Genomic DNA, 19,820 nt, shown 5'->3' with positions numbered 1-19,820 from the left:
ACCTCACCGACGCGATGAAAAACCGGGACAAGATGCGCACCGCGACGCTGCGGATGATGCTCGCCGCGATCCAGACCGAGGAGGTCTCCGGTAAGCAGGCCCGCGAACTCACCGACGACGAAGTACTCAAAGTCCTGAACCGGGAATCCCGCAAACGCAGCGAGGCGGCCGAGATCTACACCCAGAACGGCCGCGGCGAACTGGCCGCCGAGGAGCACGCCGAGGCCCGGATCATCGACGAGTACCTCCCGACGCCGCTGACCGACGCCGAAGTGGCCGACGTGGTCGATACCGCCATCGCCCAGGTGGCCGAGGACATCGGCGAACGGCCGTCGGTCAAGCAGATGGGTCTGGTGATGAAGGCCGCCACCGCGATCGCGGCCGGCAAGGCCGACGGGTCGCGGCTGTCCGCCGCCGTCAAGGACCGGCTCTAAACCACAGCGCGGTTGAAATCCGGCCGATCGGGCAATCCCGTCGGCCATGACGCCGAGGAGTGCAGACCCGAACTCCGACTCCACATCGGAAGCCGACGACTACGCCGACTACACCGACGAGGGGGCCCTCCGCCAATACGCCGACGGGGTGGAACAGCCGGCGGTGGCGCACCGCCGCGCCGGCTGGCACGGTGACGAGGTCTGAGGCTTTCATGCTCCGATGCCTTCCCGCTTGTGCTTGGCGGCAAACGAGTTTGCGCGCGGTCCTTTACGGGCATGTAAGTAGTCCAGGCCGGTCAGGCCACGTTCTTATGGTGCGCCGATTCCCAGAAAGGCCGATGTTGAGGACCTCCTATCCCCACAGACCGGTGACCGCCGCTCCCGGCGTCTACGCGCCGCAGGACGATTCGCTGCTACTCGTCGAGACCATGCGGCGTTTCACCCCGGTCGACGAACGATCGGTGCTCGATCTGTGCACCGGAAGCGGAATCGCGGCCGTCACCGCCGCGCAGCTCGGCGCGCGACGCGTCACCGCCATCGACGTGTCCCGCCGCGCGGTCCGCTGCACCCGACGCAACGCCCGCGCCGCCGTCGTCCAGGTGGACGCCCGGGTGGGCACGCTGTCTGACGCACTGGCGCACGGCCCGTACGACGTGGTGCTGTGCAACCCGCCCTACGTGCCGACCGAACCCGGCGATGCGACGTCGTCGCTGCCCGACCACATCGGGCCGTCGCGGGCGTGGGACGCGGGGACGGACGGCCGCGCGGTGCTGGACCCGCTGTGCGACGCGGCTCCCGGGCTGCTCACCCGCGGCGGTGTGCTGCTGATCGTCCACTCCGAATTCGCCGATCCGAGCCGTACGCTGCGGATGCTCCGACGCGGCGGGATCGCTGCGGAGACGATTGCGACACAACGCATTCCGTTCGGGCCCGTCCTCACAGCCAGGGCGACGTGGATGGAGCGGGTCGGTCTGCTGGATCGTGGCCGGCGCGACGAGGAGCTCGTGGTCGTCCGGGGACGGAAGCAGTGAGCGACCGCGACGCGCGCACCGTGCGGGTGGTCCCGTCCGGCCCCGTCCTCATCGAGGGTCCGGTGCGCATCGAACTGCCCGACGGTGACGTGGTCGAGTCCGGCCGATTCATGGTCGCCGTCTGCACCTGCCATCGCAGCCGGGAGTATCCGCTGTGCGACACCAGCCACCGGCGCTGCCGCCGGGCCGGCGCACGATCAGGTCAGCGGTCGGCGTAGCGAGGTCTCACCGGCGCGCCAGTACCGCATCAGGTGCTCGGCCAGCAGATTCTCCACCACGCCGAAGGCGCGGATGCCGAACACCACGTCCGGATCCAGCGCGGGCTCCCGCGCCACCAGATCGCCGACGACATCGGTGCGGACCACCTGTTCGTGCACCGCATCGGCCTCGACGTGTTCGCGGTAGAACTCCCGGCACGTGCGCGGCGCTCCCACCCGCACCAGGGCGTCGAGCAGCCGGCGCGACCCTGGTGAGGAGGTGATCTCGGTGGCGGCGAAGTGCCCCACCGCGGCGCCCCGCAGCCGCCGATGCAGACCGAACAGCGACATCAGGTTCACCACCGCCAGCGATTCGGCGGGCACCACGTCGATGTAGGCCAGATAGGTGGGGTCCAGTTCGGCGGCCACCATCAGATCGGCGAACAACTGCTGGTGGAGTTGGCCACCGCGGCCCGCGCCGAACTCGTCGAACTCCACCGCCACGAAGGACGCCTTGGCCTGACCGGTGAGCCGGGGAATCGCCCACACGTGCGGATCGCCCTCTTTGAGGTGGTAGAGCGAGCGGTGCGCGAAGTACTCGCGCAGTTGCTCCCAGGTGCCTTCGCTGCGCAGGTAGTACGACGGTCCGGTGCCGGTCACCGGTTCGACTGACAGCCGCTCCATCTCCTCGGCGGCGGTGGTGTCGACGTCGCCCGCGTCCCCGATGTCGCGGCGCACCGCCCACAGGAACGCGTCCTCCAGTCGCGCACGCAGATGCAGCAGACCGGGGTTCCACTCCCACTCCGGGTCCACCCCGGCAAAGCCGCGGTAATGCAATTCGTAGCAGACGTAGAGGCTGAGCTGGATGTCGATGCCGTAGGGGTCGGAATCGCCGATCGAGGCCTCGATCCGGTCCAGCCGGGAACGCGGCGCCCGCTCGGTGAGCAGGTTGATCACGGACATGGACAACGGGCCCCGAGCCGTAGGCAGCGCGGGCTCAAGGACGACGGGAGCAAGAGTCACCGACTCGGGCTTCCCGTAAATGTCGCCGACTAAACAACTGCCGTGCCATCAGCCACGCCCCGGGGTCCCAGACCGGTACGGTGGCGGCGTGACGGACGCGGATGCCATCGTCGTCGGCGCCGGACTCGCGGGTCTGGTCGCTGCCCACGAATTGACCAGCAGCGGTGAGAAAGTGGCGCTGGTTCGTCTCGACGACGAGGACGCGTGGGGCCGGCAGTGGCGCCGCGGGCCGCGACGCCGCCAGTCGGATATAACGGGAGCCGGGTATGACGAAGGGGGAGACAATGAGCACGACGACCACCACGACGACCAGTCGCACGCCGGTGAAGATTCTGGTGGTGGTGACCTATCTGGCGATGATCGCCACCAACGCCGCGGCGAATGCGTTGCCGCTCAACGGCAGAAGCACCGGCGAAGTCTCCCTCGAGTATGACAACCTGTTCACCCCGGCCGGGGTGACCTTCTCGGTCTGGGGTGTCATCTACCTGCTGCTGGGCGCCCATGTGCTCTATCAGCTCGGGCTTTTCCGGGACCGGCCGGACACTCCCTCCGACACCGCTCTGCTCAACCGGGTCGGGGTGCTGTTCTCGATCTCCTCGCTGGCCAACACCGCCTGGATCTTCGCCTGGCATTACGACCTGATCCCGCTGTCGGCACCGCTGCTCGTCAGCATCCTGACGTGTCTGGCGCTCATCGTCACCACGGTGCGGAAATCGCATCTCACCGGTCGGCAACGCTGGTTCGTCGCAGTGCCGTTCAGTGTCTACTTCGGCTGGACGACGGTGGCTGTCGTCGCCAACATCACTGTGCTGCTTCGGTACTTGCGGTGGGACGCCTTCGGTCTGCCAGAGCCCACCTGGGCGGTGATCATCGTCGCGGTGGCCGCGGCGATCGGCACCGCGACGATGCTGCGCAACCGCGACGTCGCTTACGGGCTGGTGCTGATCTGGGCGTTCATCGGCATCCTGATCCGGCAGACCTCCGACCTGGGTGGCCGCTACCCGGCGATCATCACCGCCGCGGTGGCGTCGCTGGTGGTCTTCGCCGCCGCGGAGGCGCTGATCCTGCGCCGGCGCGGAACTACGTCGTAAGCCGATGCACCCCAACTCCTACGGAGCGCCGCCGGGCAGCGGCGTCTCGATGCCGCCGTACTACCGGCCGACCCCGTCGGTGCGCAACCGCAACACCTACTTCCCGCAGAGCGAGACGCTGGGACCCGACGAGATGCGGATCATCGTCATGGGCAGTAACCCGTGGCCGCCGCGGCTGTCGCAGGCGGCCACCTGCCTGATGGTGGAGCTGGGCGGCGAAAACGGTTCCTGCACAAGGCTGTTTTTCGACTTCGGGCCGGGCTGCCTGCGCAACATCATCGCCCACCAGGTGCCGGTGCCGCAGATCAACGACATCTTCCTGACCCACCTGCACGTCGATCACTTCGGCGACCTGCCGTATCTGTGGCAGTTCGCGCCGTTCAACGGCCGATGGACGCCGCTGCGGGTGATCGGTCCCTCCGGCCGGACGCCGGAACTGGGCACCGCGGCGATGTGCGCCCACATGGAGGCGATGGGCGCCTGGACCGCCCAGTGGGCGGTCGGCCCGATGCGCGAGGGCTACCGAATCGCGCCCAGCGAGTTCGACTTCCGCGATGACGGCGGCGTCTGCTTCGAGCGCGACGGGGTGCGGGTGATCCACTGGCGGCGCTCGCACGGGTCCGACGGCGCCTCGGCCTACCGGCTGGACTGGAACGGGCTGTCGTTCGTGTGGACCGGTGATGGAAAACCCGACCGGCTCACCGAGAAGTACGCCGCCGGCGCCGACGTGTTCGTTAGTGAACTGGCTTGCGATCTGGTCAATCTCTGGGCCCTCAAACAGGGCGTGTCACCGCTGATGGGCGCCTACGTGCTGGACAATTACCACACCACCCACTACGGGGTCGGCTACCTGGCCGAGCAGATCAAGCCGAGGCTGGCGATGGCAACCCACCTGTCGTTCGACCGCGAACTGGTGGGCGAGATGATCGCCGGAATCCGGGAGCACTACACCGGGCTCTTCGCGTTCGGTATCGACAACGTCGTCGTCAACGTCACCAAGGACGCCATCTGGATCCGCGACGCCGCGTTGCCGGAGACGGCCAACATCGCCAGGCCGGACACCCAGTGGATGGTGGAGAACAACTTCGGCGGCACGGTGCCGGCCGATATCCAGGTGCACAATCCCATTACCAGCACCCAGGAGCAGTCGGTGCGCGATCTGGAAATCGACGCGAGCGTCTTCACCCCAGCGGATCAGATCCGGCCTCAGGCGCGCAGCACGGACGACACCCTGACGATGTTCCCGGCGCAGATGATGGGGCTTGATCCGCAGTAGCGGCGGTCACCGCTTGCCCGCACGGCAAGCCTGCGAGCAGTACTTCACGGCGTCCCAGTCCCGCGCCCACTTCTTGCGCCACTCGAACGGGCGGCCACAGCGCTCGCAGATCCTCGGGGGGTGGCCGTTCTTCACGCGGGCGTGCATGGGCACGGGTGCGACTCTAGTGCGAGACGCTCCAGTTCCCGATTGGAGCCAATGGTCCCTAGCGGATGCCGGCGGATTCTCGGAGCATTGTCACAACCACGACACGATTGGAGAACGGAATGCCTGTCGCCTCAGCACTGATCCGGTCACAGGCCCTCGACGAATGGGTCGACACGGTGGCTGAGGAACTGGACACCACTGACCGGGAGTTTGCGCACCGGGCGCTGTGGTCGTGGGTGCAGATGATGCGGAAGCGTCTCAGCGCCAGATCGGCGGCTGACTTCGCAGCGGAACTCCCGCGGTCCGTCCGGTTGATGTTCCTTGACGAGCGGGGCTGTGGTGCACATGCGGTGAAGCGGGGAACGGCCGCATGCACCATCCGGTTCGCGCGCAGCGCGGGGATTGCGGTGCAGGACGTCCGTGCCGTGTCGTCCTCGGTGACCGCCGCCATGATGCGTCTGCTTCCACAGGCGAGCGTCGAGAAGGTTCTCGGCGAGCTGGACGCTGACCTGCAGGCACTGGTGCGGGCTCGGGCCACGGATCGGGCCGCGTAGCGCCCTTCTGCTTGTTGCTGGATAAGCGAACAAAGGAAAAGAGGGCTGGCTGTGACCAGTCGTAAATTGGCCCTGAGCCCACTATGGGGAGCGACGATGATGGCGCTGCTCGCCGCACCCACTGCTGCTGCCGTTGCAGGCAGTTCCGGCGCGCCGGCATATGGTCCCACCTACGACCCGTACCCTTGCGCGGTCGTCGATTCGGATCCGCTGTGCGCCTACTACGACCCCTATGACCCAGGTGCTGTTTTCGATCAGCCCAACTGGGGCATCGGTGGCGGTTTTGGCGGCATCGCTGGTGGTGGCGTCGGTGGCATCGGCGGAATCGGCCTCCGTTAAATCACCGAAGGAACCGGCACAACTGATTGGCGAGGGAGTCCACTGCTGGCGAACTGGTGCGGGGTCGGGCCGCGTGAATCCACTGAGTCGCTGTCCCGCCGTCGCTGAAAACCGCTGGGATTCAACACCGACCGATTAGGGAAACCGCCCTCCAGGGTGTTTCGCTGAGAAGCAACGGAGAAGAGGGTCGGCCGTGACCAGTCGAAAGTTATCCCCGATAGCAGTGCTGGGAGCGAGCGCGGCAGCGGCGGCACTTCTCGCCGCACCAGCGGCTGCTGCAGCCACTGGCAGGTCCGGTGCGCCTGCGAATAGTCCCGCCGCCGACCTGTATCCCTGTGCAATGGTCGATCCCGATCCGTTGTGTAGCTACGACGCCCACGACCCAGATGTCGTTTTCGATTGGCCATACTGGGGCATCGCTGGTTTTGGCGGACCGGGCGGGGTCGGTGGTGTCGGGGGCATCGGGGGCATCGGTGGCATCGGTGGCATCGGTGGAATCGGTGGAATCGGCATCGGTGGAATCGGTCCGGGCTGAATCACCGAACGACCACCCCTATTCCGCTGTGAGCATGTAGGGAGCGGCTGCGACGCGGGTTCGGGGCACGGGAACTTCCGCAGCCGCGTCTGCGGCGTCATACGCCATCAACGACGACGAATCGGCGCAGCGCCTCGCGGCTGTCTCGCCGGGCCCAGCGGTGGTGTAGATGCCCGCCGTCGCGGCGGCCGGGGTGCCGAGCCTGTCCACGATCGAGAGCTGGGATACCGAGCATCTGCAGTCCGCCGCTCGGTCGTGGAGCGCCACGGCAACCATGTGGGAAGACTCCTTCAACGCGGTACACCAAGGGGCGCTGCGGCCCGGCGGAACCGTGTGGGAAGGCGAGGCCGCCGACGCGGCAGCGGAACGGACCTTCGCCGATCTGGTGAAGGCGCGTGGGGCCTCCGACCGGTTGACCGAGGCGGCTGACATTGCCCGCCGTGGCGCAGATCGACTTGGCAACCTCAAACGTTCCGCACTGTCGGCGATCGGTGACGCACGAGCGGCCGGCTTCACAGTCGTCGAGGACCTCTCGGTGTCCGACAACTCACTGCTCCCCGTGGGCCCGGCGCTGGCGGCCCGGCAAGCCCAAGCCCAGGAACTCGCCGCCGAAATCCATGCACGCGCAGCGGCGTTAAGCCTCGCCGATCACGAAGTGGCGGCCAGCATCAGCGCAGCCCTGGTTCCGCTGGCCGAGGTGGTGTTCGACGAAGCACCCGAAGGGGCGAGGAACACCGTCCAAGCGGTCGATTTCACGACGAGTCCGGCTAATCCCGGTGGCAAAGCGAAGATTCCGGTGGGCAAGGATCCGGCGGAGGTCATGCGGTGGTGGGATTCCCTGTCGCAGGACGCGAAGGAACAGCTGCTTGCGGATTGGCCCGAGCAGATGAACCACCACCAAAGAGGCCGCCCCCAGCGGCGAAGACATCGACCTAGGTTGATGAGGCTCCGCGACGCTGCCGCGGACGGGAAAGGAGCTGGAAAGGAAGCTGGAAAGGAGCTGGAAAGGAAGCTGGAAAGGAAGCTGGAAAGGAAGCTGGAAAGGAAGAAGGCCCTGAACTGGATGTCCAGTCAGGGCCTCTCACCTGCGATCACACGAGTCGGGGTGGCGGGATTCGAACCCACGACCTCTTCGTCCCGAACGAAGCGCGCTACCAAGCTGCGCCACACCCCGCATGAAGCGACGTCAGCCTATCGCACCGGCAACCCGGTAAGCCAAACGCTCAGCGTGCAGCCGGTGCGGAGTCCGGCCACGCGCAGGACCGCTCGAATTCGCGCAGCGTTTCGGTGTACGGCTCCGGTGCCAGCTCGTGTTCGGCCAGCCAGGCGTCGTCGTAATAGGTGTCGCTGTAGCGGTCTCCGCTGTCGCAGATCAGGGTGACCACCGATCCGCTGGCGCCGGTGGCCACCATCTGGGCGAGTAGCCCGAACGCGCCCCACAGGTTGGTCCCGGTGGACGGGCCCACCCGACGCCCCAGAACCGACGACACCCGGTGCGCCGCTGCCACCGACGCGGCGTCGGGAACCTGCACCATCCGGTCGATCACCGTCGGCAGGAACGACGGTTCGACGTGCGGTCGGCCGATTCCCTCGACCCGGGAGGACGCCCCGGTGGTGATGTCGCGCCGCCGCTGCATGTAGGCCGGGTAGAAGGCGGAGTTCTCCGGGTCCACCACACAGAGCCGGGTGGGGTGGCCGCGATACCGGATATAGCGGCCGATCGTGGCGCTGGTGCCGCCGGTGCCCGCGCCCACCACCACCCAGGACGGCACCGGGTGCCGCTCGTCGCCCAGCTGGTCGAAGATCGACTCGGCGATGTTGTTGTTGCCGCGCCAGTCGGTGGCGCGCTCGGCGTTGGTGAACTGGTCGAGGAAATGCCCGCCGGTCTCCTCGGCGACCCGATGCGCCGCGGCGTTGACCTCGCCGGAGCTTCCGACGAAATGGCAACGCCCGCCGAACTTCTCGATCAATTCGATCTTGGCCCGGCTGGTCGACGACGGCATCACCGCGACGAACGGCAGCCCCAGCAGCGCGGCGAAATACGCCTCGGACACCGCGGTGGACCCCGACGACGCCTCCACCACGGTGGTGCCCTCGGTGATCCAGCCGTTGCACAGCCCGTAGAGGAACAGCGAGCGGGCCAGCCGGTGCTTGAGGCTTCCGGTGATGTGGGTCGACTCGTCCTTGAGGTATAGCGCGACGTCGGCCTGTTCACACCAGGCCGACGGCAGCGGATAGCGCAGCAGGTGGGTGTCAGCGCTGCGGCGGGTATCGGCCTCGATGAGCCGGACGGCTTCGTCTGACCAGCCGCGAGGCCCGGCTTCGTCCGACCAGCCGCGAGGCCCGGCTTCGTCCGACCAGCCGCGAGGCCCGGCTTCGTTCGACCAGCCGCGAGGCCCGGCTTCGTCCGACCAGCCGCGAGGCCCACGGCGGCCGGCTGATCGGATCGAGGGGAAGGTCACGGAATTTACAGGCGCATCACGCGCGCACCGAAACGGTGGGCGTCGAACTCAGCAGGGTGCGGGTGTGGTCACCACCGCCGGTGGGGGCAGCAACCAAGGTGAGCAGTGTGGCCTCCGGCCGGCAGCAGAACCGCAGCGGTGCGAACGGCGACGTACCGATCCCGGCGGAGACGTGCAGTGCGGTCTCGGCGCCCCAGCGCGAAGCGCCCTTGACCCTCGACCGGTCCAGATCGCAGTTGGTGACCAGTGCGCCGTAGAACGGCAGGCACAGCTGGCCGCCGTGGGTGTGGCCGGCCATGACCAGTTGGTAGCCGTCGGCGGCGAACCGGTCCAGCACCCGGGTGTACGGGGCGTGGGTGACCCCGAGGGTCAGGTTGGCGCCCGCACTCGGGGCGCCGGCGATCGTGTCGTAGCGGTCGCGGCCCAAGTGCGCGTCGTCGACGCCGGCCGCGGCGATCACCAGGCCGGCAACCTCCAGTTCGCGGCGGTTGTGCGTCAGATCGAGCCAGCCCCGCTCGGTGAACGCCGCGCGCAGGTCCTGCCACGGCAGCGGCTTGCCGTGCGCCCGATGATTGCTGTCAGTGAGGTACTTCGCCGGATTCTTCAGCGTCGGCGCGAAGTAATCGTTGCTGCCGAAGACGAACACCCCCGGGACCGCCAGCAGGTCCCCGAGCGACTGCACCACGGCGGGCACAGCCTTGGGGTGCGCCAGATTGTCGCCGGTGTTGACCACGAAGTCCGGCTCCCACTGCGCTAGTTCGCGCAGCCACGCCCGTTTCTGGCGCTGCGCCGGGCGCATGTGGATGTCGCTGAGGTGCAGCACCCGCAGCGGCGTCGATCCCGGGGTCAGGACCGGCATCGTGACCTCGCGCACCACGAAGGCGTTGCGCTCGATCACCGCGGCGTAGGCAACCCCCAGCGCGGCGGTTCCGGCCGCGGCGGTGGCTGATGTCCTCAAGGCATTGGCGGCCATACCGGCAGACTACTGCCAGTTCCCCGTGCCGCGGATGGAGAAATTTCCGACCGTTACGGCGGCGGCGGTGGTGGTGGTGGTGGCGGTGGCGGTGGCGGCGGCGGTGGCGGCGCGATGAACGGCACCGTGATCGGCGGGAGGCCTGGAATCTGCACGACCGTCGATCCGATCTGCGGTGGCAGGCCGGGCAGCGGCGGCGGTGGCGGGGGACCGCCCGGGCCGGGCGGCGGCGACGGCGCGGCCGGTTTGGGCGGCGGGGCCGGCGCGACGCCGTTGCTGACGATCAGGGTGACCACGATGCCCGGCACCACCTGCCCGTTCGGGATGGTGCCCAGCACGGTTCCGGCCGACGCGGCGTTATTCCGCATGCTCACCTGGTCGGCGATCTGAAATCCGGAGGCGCGCAGCTCTTCTCGCGCTTTGTCCTGGGGCAGACCACCGACGTTGGGCACCCGTGAGCCCGGCGCGCCGTCGACGTAGCGGGGATCAGTCGGCGGCATAGTGACGTCGCCGAAGTTCGTCGCGATCGGTGTCATCGCGGTGAACCACGTCTCGGCCGGTTCCTTGCCGCCGAACAGATCGCCGTCGCTACAGGGGCGCAGCGGGAACGAACACAGGTCGCTGGGCTGCGGGGAGTCGTCGTAGATGTAGTTCACCGCGGCGAAGCGATTGGTGTAGCCGAAGAATCCCGCCGAGCGGTGCGCTTCGGTGGTGCCGGTCTTGCCCGACATCGGAAGGTCCCAGCCCGACGCGCTGGCCGCCGGTGCGCCGGTCCCGGTGGTGGTGTCCTTGCTCATCGCATTGGACAACGCGTTGGCCAGACCTTCCGGTACCACCTGCTCGCAGGCTTCGGCGTTGATCGCGATCTCGATGCCACGCCGGTCGTAGATCTTGTCGATCGGATTGGGCGGGCACCACATTCCGCCGGACGCCAGCGTGGCAGCGACGTTGGCCAACTCCAGCGGGTTGACCTGGAACGGGCCCAGGGTGAACGACCCGATGTTCTGGCGCTTGATGAAATCGGCCAGGCTCTCGTTGTTGTCGACGTCGTACCCGCGTGCTGTGCCCGGTTCGGTGTAGGACCGCAGGCCCAGGCGCACGGCCATGTCCACAGTGCGGCTGACCCCGACCTGCGAGATGAGTTTGGCGAACGCCGTATTCGGCGACTTCGCCAGTGCGTCGGTGACGTTCATCTGCAGATAGCGCGGATCCCGGTAGTTCTCCACGCACCAGGTCTCCTTCGGGCAGCCCTTGGCGCCCCCCTCGCCGAGTCCCCGCGCCTCGAACCTGCCGGGGACGTCCAGCGTCGCGTTGATCCCCAACCCCAGATCGAGTGCCGCGGCGGTGGTGAAGATCTTGAAGATCGAGCCGGCACCGTCGCCGACCAAGGAGAACGGTTGCGGCTGGACGGTCTGCCCGGCGTCGACGTCCAAGCCGTAGGTGCGGTTGCTCACCATGGCGACCACCGGGTGGCTGGTCTTGCCCGGCAGGATCACGTTCATCACGCTCGCGATGCCGTCGAGGTCCGGCGCCGCGAGCGCATCGACCGCCTTCTTGACGTCACCCTGCACGTCGGGATCCAGCGTGGTCTTGATCAGGTAGCCGCCGCGGGAGATCTGCTCCTTGGTCAGGCCCGCCCGCATCAGGTACTCCTGCGCGTAATCGCAGAAGAACGCCCGGTCGCCGGCGGCGATGCAACCCCGCGGCAGTTCGTTCGGGCGGGGCAGGATGCCCAGCGGCTGCTGCTTGGCCGCCCGCAGCTCGCCGGCCTTATCGGGCAGTTGCCCGATCATCTGATCCAGCACGAGATTTCGTCGAGCCAGCGCGCCGTCCGGGTTCACGTAGGGATTCAACGAACTGGTGGACCGCACCAACCCTGCGAGCAGCGCCGACTGCGCCCAGTTGAGATTGGCCGCATCGATCCCGAAGTACGTCTGGGCGGCATCCTGGACTCCGAACGCGCCGTTGCCGAACGACACCAGATTGAGGTAGCGGGTGAGGATCTCCGGCTTGGTCAGCGTCTTGTCCAGGCTTAGCGCCATCCGGATCTCGCGCAGCTTGCGGGCCGGCGTCGGCGCGATCGCGGCTCTTCTCTCCGCATCGGTCCGCGCGGTGACCAGCAACTGATAGTTCTTCACGTACTGCTGCTCGATGGTGGAGCCGCCGCGGGTGTCCGAGTCCCCGGAGGCGTAGCCCGCCAGACCCGTCAGGGTGCCCTTCCAGTCCACCCCGTTGTGCTCGGCGAAACGTTTGTCCTCAATCGCGACCAGGGCCAGTTTCATGGTGTCGGCGATCTTGTCGCTGGGCACCTCGAATCGGCGCTGAGAATACAGCCACGCGATGGTGTTGCCCTTGGCGTCGACCATGGTCGTCACTGCAGGGACGTCACCCTCCAGGACCTGCGTCGATCCGTTGGCCACGATGTCGGACGCGCGGTTGGACATCAACCCCAATCCCCCCACCACGGGGAACAGCAGTGCCGCCACGAGAACGCTGGCGAGGAGACAGGACCACGCCAGCTTGATGATCGTGGAGCCTGCCGGGGAGCGTTCCGACATGAGTTACAGCCTAACGAGGCGACTGCCGCTCCCATTCATGCCCGTGGTCGGGTTCCGGTCGGGTTCCGGGCGGGGTGGAGACAAACCACGATCCCTGACGCCGGAGACAAAACCGCAGTTCATGCTCGGCTTGGACGGTTGTCCCAAAATTCCTGGGATCCGACTGTTGCGCAAACTGGACTGACCACCTACTTTAAGCACACAGTGCGACGCAGGTTACACAGGCGAAGCAATGTGGCGTAGATCGCACCGCGGCCTACATCGGAGGGATTGGTCGCCAGTAAAGGCGGCTGTTGACGAAGGGGATCGCCAGTGTCGGTGACTCGGCCCGCTGCCCGTAGGACTAGCACAGCGTCGATGCACAGTTCACTTCAACAACCAGCGAGCGGGGAAGCCCGAATCGCGTGGGTCTCGAAAGGTCTCTGTCGTTCGGCTGATCCCGACCAGCTTTTCGTCCGCGGCGCTGCCCAGCGAAAGGCCGCCGTCATCTGCCGGCACTGCCCGGTCATCACCGAATGCGGAGCGGACGCTCTGGACAACCGCGTTGAGTTCGGCGTCTGGGGCGGTATGACGGAGCGTCAGCGCCGTGCCCTGCTCAAGCAACACCCCGAGGTCTCCTCCTGGGCGGAATTCTTTGCCGCCCGCCAGCACCGCAGCGTCGGCTGACGTTTACGTCTCGCCGGTGATCTGTTCGGCGATCGCCTGCAGCGCGCTCATGTCGGACACGTCGAAGGGCAGTGACGGCACGCCTACCACCGGCACATGCGGGTTGGCGCCGGTGAACCGCGACAGCAACCGGATCTCGCGCTTGGCCGTCAGGCCGCGATCGGCGTGTATCCGCAGCACCCCCGCGGTCAGCTCGTCGCCGGCGGGATCGGGTGAGGCGGCCAAACCGGACTCCAACTCCACCGCACCGTCGATGGCGCGCTCCACCGTCAGCGGAGACAGCATCGGATGGGTGCGGTTCAGGATCAAGCCGGCTAGCGGCATGTTCTCCTCGGACAGCCGGTCGACGAAGAACGTCGCTTCGCGCAGCGCGTCGGGCTCGGCAGCCGAGACGACCACGAACTGGGTGCCTTGTCGCTTGAGCAATTCGTAGGTCCGTTCGGCGTTCTGCCGGAAGCCGCCGAAGGTCTCATCGATGGACTGCACGAACGTTGCGGCGTCGGAAAGCATCTGCGAGCCGACGATGGTCGACAGCGCCTTCATCGCCAGGCCCATGGCTCCGGCCACCAGCTTCCCGAAACCGCGGCCCGGCCCTAGGAACAGCTTCCACAGCCGGCTGTCCATGAAGTTGCCCAACCGTTTTGGGGCGTCGAGGAAGTCCAGCGCGTTGCGCGACGGAGGGGTATCCACCACGACAAGATCCCAGCGGTCCTGATGGAGCAGCTGGCCCAGCTTCTCCATGGCCATGTACTCCTGCGTCCCGGATAGCGACGTCGCCACCGTCTGGTAGAACGTGTTGTCCAGAATCGCTTGTGCGCGTTCAGGATCGGAGTGTTCTATCACCATGTCGTCGAAGGTGCGGCGCATGTCCAGCATCATGGCGTGCAACTCCCCGGCCACTTCTTCGCCGAGTGGAACCCGCTGCGGCTCATTGCCGAGTTCTTTGATGCCCAGCGCCTGGGCAAGCCGCTTGGCCGGGTCGATGGTCAGCACCACGACGGTGCGGCCGTATTCCGCCGCGCGCAACGCCATTGCCGCCGCGGTGGTGGTCTTGCCGACACCGCCGGCACCGCAGCACACCAGCACCCGGTTGGACCTGTCGGACAGGATGGACTTCATGTCCAGCGCTGCAGGCGCCCCGCTCATAAGACTCCTCTCATCGCGCTATCTGACGCCCTGCTGGGCAAGAACTTCGGCGAGCTCGTAGAGGCTGCCCAGATCCACGCCGTCGGCGATCGTCGGCAGTTCCAGCCGGGGCACACGGAGTTTCTCCAACTCCAGTGCGCTCTCCGAGCGAGCCCGAATCCGGCTGGCGTGCTCGATGGTCTCGGTGAGCAAGCCCGCGAAATCGTGGTCGGGCAGATCGATGCCGGCCCGCGCCAGCCCGGACCGCACGGCCCCGACGTCGAGGTGTCCGTCGGCCGCCGGGCCCAGTGCATCGGACGGCAGGAAGGCGGGGATGTTCCGGTTCACGATCACGGTGCCGACCGGTAGACCGAGACTCTCCAGCTCCTCGATCGCCTCGATGGTCTCCTGGATGGGCAGCGACTCAAGCAGGGTGACCAGGTGGATGGCGGTCTGCTCGGAGTGCAGCAGTCGCACCACACCCTCGGACTGCCCGTGCACCGGGCCGCCCTTGGCCAGGCTGGCCAACGCCTTGGTGACGTCGAGGAACCGCGCGATACGGCCGGTGGGCGGGGAGTCGACGACGATCGCGTCATACACCGGCCGGTTGTCCCGACCCAGCCGCACGGCGGCTTCTTTCACCTTCCCGGTCAGCAGAACGTCGCGTAGGCCCGGGGCGATCGTGGTGGCGAACTCGATGGCGCCGACCCGGCGCATCGCCCGCCCGGCAAGGCCCAGGTTGTAGAACATGTCGAGGTATTCCAGGAACGCCGCTTCGATGTCGATGGCCAGAGCGTTGACATGGCCGCCTGCCTCGGCAGTGGCCACCTTGACTTCCTGATACGGCAGCGGGGGAACGTCGAAAAGCTGCGCAATCCCTTGCCGCTCTTCGACTTCCACCAGCAGCACCCGGCGGCCGCCGGCGGCCAGAGTGAGCGCGAGAGCTGCCGCGACGGTGGTCTTGCCGGTTCCTCCCTTGCCGGTGACAAAGTGCAGTCGGGCCTGGGTGAGGCGGTCGGGCCAGCCGACTGCGCTGCCGCCACTCGGAATGGTCGTCACCAGTGCATGCTATCCAAGGACATAGCAGCGCCTCGTTAATCGGCAGGAGGTTAGGCTTCCGTCATGAGCCAACCAACAACCTGGGAGTACGCGACGGTGCCGTTGCTGACCCATGCGACCAAGCAGATCCTCGACCAGTGGGGTGCTGACGGCTGGGAGCTTGTCTCGGTGTTGCAGGGCCCGACCGGCGAGCAGCACGTCGCGTACCTGAAGAGGCCGAAGTGAGCAGCGCGCCGAGCGCCAACGCCCGGCTCGCCGAACTGGGCATCACGCTGCCTTCGGTCGCGACTCCGCTGGCCGCCTACGTCCCAGCTGTGCGGACGGGCAACCTGGTCTACACCTCCGGTCAGCTCCCGCTGGAAGCCGGCGAGCCCACGCATTCGGGCAAGCTCGGTGCCGAGGTGAGTGCCGAAGAGGGCAAAGTGGCAGCCCGCACGTGCGCGCTGAACGGCCTGGCCGCCATCGACGCACTGGTCGGTCTCGACTCGGTGGTCCGGGTGGTGAAAGTGGTCGGCTTCGTCGCCTCGGCTCCCGGTTTCACCGGTCAGCCCGGTGTGATCAACGGCGCGTCCGAGCTTCTCGGTGAGGTGTTCGGGCCCGCCGGTGCCCACGCCCGCTCCGCGCTGGGCGTCACGTCGTTGCCGTTGGACGCACCGGTCGAGGTCGAACTCATCGTCGAGGTCGATTGACCTCGAAGCTGGATCTAAGTGGGGCTCAGTCGAACCCGGGCGGCGGCCATCCGGCTTACGGCCGGCTGCGGCAGGTCACCGACACGGCTGCGGTCCTGCTGTGCCACAACCCCGGCCCGCTGACGCTGGAGGGCACCAACACCTGGGTGCTGCGCGCGCCGGGGAACCCCGAGTGCGTGGTGGTCGACCCCGGTCCTGACGACGACGAACACATTGCCCGCCTCGCCGGGCTGGGCCGGATCGCCGTGGTCCTGATCAGTCACCGGCACGGCGACCACACCTACGGGATCGACAAGCTCGTCGATGCCAGCGGCGCGGTGGTCCGTTCGGTGGGCAGCGGGTTTCTGCGCGGGCGCGGCGGCTACCTGCGCGACGGCGAGATGATCGAGGCTGCCGGCCTGCGGATCGGGGTGTTGTCGACGCCCGGTCATACCGCCGACTCGATGAGCTTCGTGCTCGACGACGCGGTGCTGACCGCCGACACCGTGCTCGGCCGGGGCACCGCTGTCATCGACGCCGAGGACGGCAGCCTGGCCGACTACCTGCATTCGCTGCGCCGGCTCCGCGGGCTGGGCGCGCGTATGGTGTTACCCGGCCACGGACCCGAGCTGGCCGACGTGGGCGCTGTCGCGGACGTGTACCTGGCGCACCGGCAGGAGCGCCTCGAACAGGTGCGAAGCGCGTTGCGGGTGCTGGGGGACGACGCGACGCCGCGACAGGTGGTCGAGCATGTCTACGCCGATGTTGACACCACCCTGTGGGACGCCGCCGAATCGTCGGTGCGGGCCCAGCTGGACTACTTGCGCCGAGATTGACGGCAGGCAGAACAACACCGAGTGGGCCCCTGCGTCAGCGCAATCCCGCGGTGGTTACCGCGCTCGCCTCGCCAGCCGCTCGGAGTCGCAGATCAGAACGCTCTTGCCCTCCAACCGGATCCACCCGCGATGGGCGAAGTCGGCCAGCGCCTTGTTGACCGTCTCACGGGAGGCGCCGACGAGCTGGGCGATCTCCTCCTGGGTCAGATCGTGGGTGACCCGCATGGCGCCACCCTCCTGGGTGCCGAACCGCTGCGCGAGCTGCAGGAGCTGCTTGGCGACCCGCCCCGGAACGTCGGTGAAGATCAGGTCGGCCAGGTTGTTGTTGGTGCGCCGCAACCGGCGTGCCAGCACCCGCAGCAGCTGCTCGGCGATCTCCGGGCGATCGGCGATCCACGCCCGCAGCGCGTCGCGGTCCATCGAGACCGCGCGCACCTCGGTGATGGTGGTGGCGCTCGACGTTCGCGGCCCGGGGTCGAAGATCGACAGCTCGCCGAACATGTCCGACGGACCCATGATCGTCAGCAGGTTCTCTCGGCCGTCCGGAGAGCGCCGGCCGATCTTCACCTTGCCGGTGAGGATGATGTAGAGCCGGTCACCTGGCTCGCCTTCGGAGAACACCGTGTGGCCGCGGGGAAAATCAACCGGCTGCAGCTGCTTGGTAAGGGCGGATACCGCGGTCGGATCTACGCCCTGGAAGATTCCGGCCCTGGCCAGGATCTCGTCCACGTGTCCCTCTCAGCTCGTGCGGGTGGCCGTTGCGCGCTCACGCGACCGCACACACAACCCTAATGCTTAGGCGGTCTCAACGACTGACAACGCTACACAGGGTTGGCGAATCCCGTTGGCTGAAATAGTGGATTCGGGCGGGTCGGCAGCCCGGGCTCGTCGATGAGGAGAATGGGGTCGAACCGCGGTGGCGGCTGGGACGAACCCAATTCGATGAGCGTTCGCTGCGCTGCTTTCTCCCGGGTGGCCCTTGCGGCGCGTTCCAGTCGCGCGGTCAGTTCGCCGGCCGACGGGCGGTCGCTGTGCACCAGGCTCTCCAGTCGCTGCAAGCCCACGGTGAACAGCATCAGCAGTGCGGGGAACGACACCGCGACCAACCACGACATAGGCCGCAAGTAAACCGGCGCAACGTCTCATCGGGATCACGAAATGCCACCGGTCTGTCGGCGGTCAGTACCCTGGCTCAGATGGCGGCGAGGTCCTCAGAGCGGTTGGCGACGCCGGCAGGGAAGTGGGATGCCGAGACGCATCTGGGCCTGGTGCGGCGCGCTCGCCGAATGAACCGAGCGTTGGCGGTGGCCTTCCCACACGTGTACTGCGAACTGGATTTCACCAACCCGCTCGAACTTGCCGTCGCCACCATTCTGTCGGCGCAGAGCACCGACAAGCGGGTCAACCTGACCACCCCCGCCGTGTTCGCGAAGTACCGCACGGCGCGCGATTACGCCGGGGCCAACCGCACCGAGCTGGAGGAATTGATCAGGCCCACCGGCTTCTACCGCAACAAGAGCACTTCACTGATCCGGCTCGGACAGGAACTGGTGGAGCGGTTCGACGGCGAAGTGCCCCGCACCCTGGACGAACTGGTGACGCTGCCCGGGGTGGGTCGCAAGACCGCCAACGTCATTCTCGGCAACGCCTTCGGCATACCGGGCATCACTGTCGACACCCACTTCGGCAGGCTGGCACGGCGCTGGCGCTGGACCACCGACACCGATCCGGTCAAGGTCGAGCATGCCGTCGGCGAACTCATCGAGCGCCGGGAGTGGACGCTGTTGAGCCACCGGGTGATCTTCCACGGCCGCCGGGTCTGCCATGCCCGCAAGCCGGCCTGCGGTGTGTGTGTGCTGGCCCGGGACTGTCCGTCGTACGGCACCGGCCCCACCGATCCCGTGGCGGCCGCGGAGCTGGTACGCGGACCTGAGACCGAACACCTGCTGGCGTTGGCCGGGTTGTAGGCATGCGAACGTCGACGCGCTGGACGCTGGCGGTGCTGGCCATCCTGGTCGCCCTGGCCGTCGCCCTGACCGCGAAACTCGTCGAGCGGCCGGCGCAGCCGGAGGCGGCCGGAGCCGGCCCTGCTCGCACGCACCGCGACGCTGACACCCCCGCGGCGCTGGCCGAACCGCGCAGATTGGCCGATCTGCCGGCGTGCCCGGTGGGTAGCGGCCCAGGTCCCGAGCGGCTGCGCGGCGTGATGGTCGAATGTGCCGCCGATGGCACCGAGATCGACGCGGCGCGAACGCTGGCCGACCGCACGGTGGTGCTCAACCTGTGGGCCTACTGGTGCGGGCCGTGCGCGGACGAACTACCCGCGATGCAGGAGTATCAGCGCCGCGCCGGGAAATCCGTCGAAGTCGTGACGGTGCATCAGGACGAGAATGAGTTGGCCGCGCTGCTGCGGATGGCCGAGCTGGGTGTGCGGTTGCCGGTGTTGCAGGACGGCCGGCGCAGTATCGCCGCGGCCCTCGGCGTGCCCAACGTGATGCCCGCCACGGTGGTGCTGCGCCGGGACGGTAGCGTTGCCAAGGTGCTGCCACAGCCCTTCACCAGCGCCGATGACATCGCCGCCGCGGTGGACGCGGCGCTGCGGTGACGAAGCGGTCACACAGCATCCGATGAGCACAGCCGAACCGCTTCGCCCGCAGATGCGGCCGCCGTGGCTGGCCCCGCTGCTGGACAACCTCGACCGGGTTCCGGATGTGTACCGCCGCCGGTTGCCGCCGGAGGTGCTCGCCGCACTGAGCGGTGCGGGCGCTGCGTCCTCCCGTGATGCGGCGGTGCTGGTGCTGTTCTCCGGGCCGCAGGAGCACCCGGCTGGTCAGGTGCCCCACGAT

At 67.6% G+C, this 19,820-nt stretch carries 23 protein-coding genes, 1 tRNA gene and 2 pseudogenes; 16 read left to right on the top strand and 10 right to left on the bottom strand.

Annotated elements, in window-relative coordinates; translation table 11 throughout:
- The 4 genes from ADBZ6I_RS07120 to ADBZ6I_RS07105 all read left to right on the top strand — a co-directional run.
- On the top strand, positions 1-434 hold a 434-nt coding region (locus tag ADBZ6I_RS07120), incomplete at its 5' end, for a GatB/YqeY domain-containing protein (RefSeq protein WP_526382275.1).
- 46 nt (positions 435-480) lie between these two features.
- A complete protein-coding gene (locus ADBZ6I_RS07115) occupies positions 481-639 on the top strand; it encodes a hypothetical protein (protein ID WP_526382273.1) in 159 nt (52 codons plus the stop codon).
- Between the two features lie 136 nt (positions 640-775).
- Positions 776-1,465 carry a HemK2/MTQ2 family protein methyltransferase gene (locus tag ADBZ6I_RS07110; protein ID WP_526382281.1) on the top strand — a complete coding sequence of 230 codons (690 nt, stop codon included), beginning with the start codon at positions 776-778 and terminating at the stop codon, positions 1,463-1,465.
- Positions 1,462-1,683 carry a CDGSH iron-sulfur domain-containing protein gene (locus ADBZ6I_RS07105; RefSeq protein ID WP_526382271.1) on the top strand — a complete coding sequence of 74 codons (222 nt, stop codon included), beginning with the start codon at positions 1,462-1,464 and terminating at the stop codon, positions 1,681-1,683. Before ADBZ6I_RS07110 ends, ADBZ6I_RS07105 begins: the two co-directional genes overlap by 4 nt.
- Here ADBZ6I_RS07105 and ADBZ6I_RS07100 read toward each other — a convergent pair.
- Positions 1,663-2,685: an iron-containing redox enzyme family protein gene (locus ADBZ6I_RS07100; RefSeq protein WP_526382269.1), complete on the bottom strand. Its 1,023-nt coding sequence runs from the start codon at positions 2,683-2,685 to the stop codon at positions 1,663-1,665. The genes ADBZ6I_RS07105 and ADBZ6I_RS07100 overlap by 21 nt on opposite strands.
- A gap of 19 nt (positions 2,686-2,704) precedes the next feature.
- Here ADBZ6I_RS07100 and ADBZ6I_RS07095 point away from each other — a divergent pair.
- The 3 genes and pseudogenes from ADBZ6I_RS07095 to gntH form a co-directional block, all read left to right on the top strand.
- Positions 2,705-2,836, top strand: a pseudogene (locus tag ADBZ6I_RS07095) (hypothetical protein); the annotation flags it as partial.
- 133 nt (positions 2,837-2,969) lie between these two features.
- Positions 2,970-3,776 carry a TspO-related membrane protein gene (locus ADBZ6I_RS07090; protein WP_526382267.1) on the top strand — a complete coding sequence of 269 codons (807 nt, stop codon included), beginning with the start codon at positions 2,970-2,972 and terminating at the stop codon, positions 3,774-3,776.
- Between the two features lie 4 nt (positions 3,777-3,780).
- Positions 3,781-5,052 (top strand): guanitoxin biosynthesis MBL fold metallo-hydrolase GntH, encoded by a 1,272-nt coding sequence (gene gntH / locus ADBZ6I_RS07085; RefSeq protein WP_526382265.1) that lies wholly within the window; start codon positions 3,781-3,783, stop codon positions 5,050-5,052.
- Between the two features lie 6 nt (positions 5,053-5,058).
- Here gntH and ADBZ6I_RS07080 read toward each other — a convergent pair whose 3' ends face one another.
- On the bottom strand, positions 5,059-5,199 hold the full coding sequence (locus ADBZ6I_RS07080; protein ID WP_526382279.1) for a DUF2256 domain-containing protein: 141 nt from the start codon (positions 5,197-5,199) through the stop codon (positions 5,059-5,061).
- Between the two features lie 119 nt (positions 5,200-5,318).
- On the opposite strand from ADBZ6I_RS07080, the gene ADBZ6I_RS07075 reads away from it, so the two are divergent.
- Positions 5,319-5,753 carry a DUF2267 domain-containing protein gene (locus ADBZ6I_RS07075; RefSeq protein ID WP_526382263.1) on the top strand — a complete coding sequence of 145 codons (435 nt, stop codon included), beginning with the start codon at positions 5,319-5,321 and terminating at the stop codon, positions 5,751-5,753.
- A 96-nt stretch (positions 5,754-5,849) separates the two neighbouring features.
- Positions 5,850-6,092, top strand: a complete 243-nt coding sequence (locus ADBZ6I_RS07070) for a hypothetical protein (protein ID WP_526382261.1) — start codon at positions 5,850-5,852, stop codon at positions 6,090-6,092.
- A gap of 1,635 nt (positions 6,093-7,727) precedes the next feature.
- Here ADBZ6I_RS07070 and ADBZ6I_RS07065 read toward each other — a convergent pair.
- From ADBZ6I_RS07065 to ponA2, 4 genes are all read right to left on the bottom strand, one after another.
- Positions 7,728-7,801: transfer RNA gene (locus ADBZ6I_RS07065), tRNA-Pro, on the bottom strand.
- Positions 7,802-7,850: 49 nt separating this feature from the next.
- Positions 7,851-9,089 carry an L-cysteine desulfhydrase Cds1 gene (cds1, locus tag ADBZ6I_RS07060; RefSeq protein WP_526382259.1) on the bottom strand — a complete coding sequence of 413 codons (1,239 nt, stop codon included), beginning with the start codon at positions 9,087-9,089 and terminating at the stop codon, positions 7,851-7,853.
- A 16-nt stretch (positions 9,090-9,105) separates the two neighbouring features.
- The gene (locus ADBZ6I_RS07055) at positions 9,106-10,062 is read right to left on the bottom strand and encodes a metallophosphoesterase (RefSeq protein ID WP_526382257.1); all 957 of its coding nucleotides are present in this window, start codon (positions 10,060-10,062) and stop codon (positions 9,106-9,108) included.
- A gap of 53 nt (positions 10,063-10,115) precedes the next feature.
- On the bottom strand, positions 10,116-12,620 hold the full coding sequence (gene ponA2, locus ADBZ6I_RS07050; protein ID WP_526382255.1) for a transglycosylase/D,D-transpeptidase PonA2: 2,505 nt from the start codon (positions 12,618-12,620) through the stop codon (positions 10,116-10,118).
- Between the two features lie 312 nt (positions 12,621-12,932).
- Here ponA2 and ADBZ6I_RS07045 point away from each other — a divergent pair, with 312 nt between their 5' ends.
- Positions 12,933-13,286 carry a WhiB family transcriptional regulator gene (locus ADBZ6I_RS07045; protein WP_526382253.1) on the top strand — a complete coding sequence of 118 codons (354 nt, stop codon included), beginning with the start codon at positions 12,933-12,935 and terminating at the stop codon, positions 13,284-13,286.
- Between the two features lie 3 nt (positions 13,287-13,289).
- On the opposite strand, the gene bagB is transcribed toward ADBZ6I_RS07045, so the two are convergent.
- Together bagB and bagA are read right to left on the bottom strand one after the other, a co-directional pair.
- Entirely contained in the window at positions 13,290-14,432 is a 1,143-nt protein-coding gene (gene bagB, locus ADBZ6I_RS07040; RefSeq protein WP_526382251.1) for an ATPase BagB, read from the bottom strand.
- An 18-nt stretch (positions 14,433-14,450) separates the two neighbouring features.
- Positions 14,451-15,473: an ATPase BagA gene (gene bagA, locus ADBZ6I_RS07035; RefSeq protein WP_526382277.1), complete on the bottom strand. Its 1,023-nt coding sequence runs from the start codon at positions 15,471-15,473 to the stop codon at positions 14,451-14,453.
- A 60-nt stretch (positions 15,474-15,533) separates the two neighbouring features.
- Here bagA and sp36 point away from each other — a divergent pair, with 60 nt between their 5' ends.
- From sp36 to ADBZ6I_RS07020, 3 genes are read left to right on the top strand one after another with little or no spacing between them, the layout of a single operon-like run.
- Positions 15,534-15,695, top strand: coding sequence for a Sp36 family protein (gene sp36 / locus ADBZ6I_RS07030; RefSeq protein ID WP_293004278.1), 162 nt, complete (start codon positions 15,534-15,536; stop codon positions 15,693-15,695).
- Positions 15,692-16,159 (top strand): RidA family protein, encoded by a 468-nt coding sequence (locus tag ADBZ6I_RS07025; protein ID WP_526382249.1) that lies wholly within the window; start codon positions 15,692-15,694, stop codon positions 16,157-16,159. Before sp36 ends, ADBZ6I_RS07025 begins: the two co-directional genes overlap by 4 nt.
- The gene (locus tag ADBZ6I_RS07020; protein ID WP_526382247.1) at positions 16,156-16,974 is read left to right on the top strand and encodes an MBL fold metallo-hydrolase; all 819 of its coding nucleotides are present in this window, start codon (positions 16,156-16,158) and stop codon (positions 16,972-16,974) included. Before ADBZ6I_RS07025 ends, ADBZ6I_RS07020 begins: the two co-directional genes overlap by 4 nt.
- Positions 16,975-17,028: 54 nt before the next feature.
- Here the strand turns inward: ADBZ6I_RS07020 and crp are convergent, their stop codons facing one another.
- Together crp and ADBZ6I_RS07010 are read right to left on the bottom strand one after the other, a co-directional pair.
- Positions 17,029-17,703: a cAMP-activated global transcriptional regulator CRP gene (crp, locus tag ADBZ6I_RS07015; protein ID WP_313674028.1), complete on the bottom strand. Its 675-nt coding sequence runs from the start codon at positions 17,701-17,703 to the stop codon at positions 17,029-17,031.
- 92 nt (positions 17,704-17,795) lie between these two features.
- Entirely contained in the window at positions 17,796-18,089 is a 294-nt protein-coding gene (locus ADBZ6I_RS07010) for a hypothetical protein (RefSeq protein ID WP_526382245.1), read from the bottom strand.
- Between the two features lie 81 nt (positions 18,090-18,170).
- Between ADBZ6I_RS07010 and nth the strand changes: the two genes are divergently transcribed.
- The 3 genes and pseudogenes from nth to ADBZ6I_RS06995 form a co-directional block, all read left to right on the top strand.
- On the top strand, positions 18,171-18,941 hold the full coding sequence (nth, locus tag ADBZ6I_RS07005; RefSeq protein WP_526382243.1) for an endonuclease III: 771 nt from the start codon (positions 18,171-18,173) through the stop codon (positions 18,939-18,941).
- Positions 18,942-18,943: 2 nt separating this feature from the next.
- A complete protein-coding gene (locus tag ADBZ6I_RS07000) occupies positions 18,944-19,579 on the top strand; it encodes a TlpA disulfide reductase family protein (RefSeq protein ID WP_526382241.1) in 636 nt (211 codons plus the stop codon).
- A gap of 22 nt (positions 19,580-19,601) precedes the next feature.
- A pseudogene (locus tag ADBZ6I_RS06995) lies at positions 19,602-19,820 on the top strand (coenzyme A pyrophosphatase); the annotation flags it as partial.

Source organism: Mycobacterium sp., from assembly GCF_044342925.1.
Classification (GTDB): domain Bacteria; phylum Actinomycetota; class Actinomycetes; order Mycobacteriales; family Mycobacteriaceae; genus Mycobacterium.
This window is presented reverse-complemented; position numbering and strand designations above follow the sequence as displayed.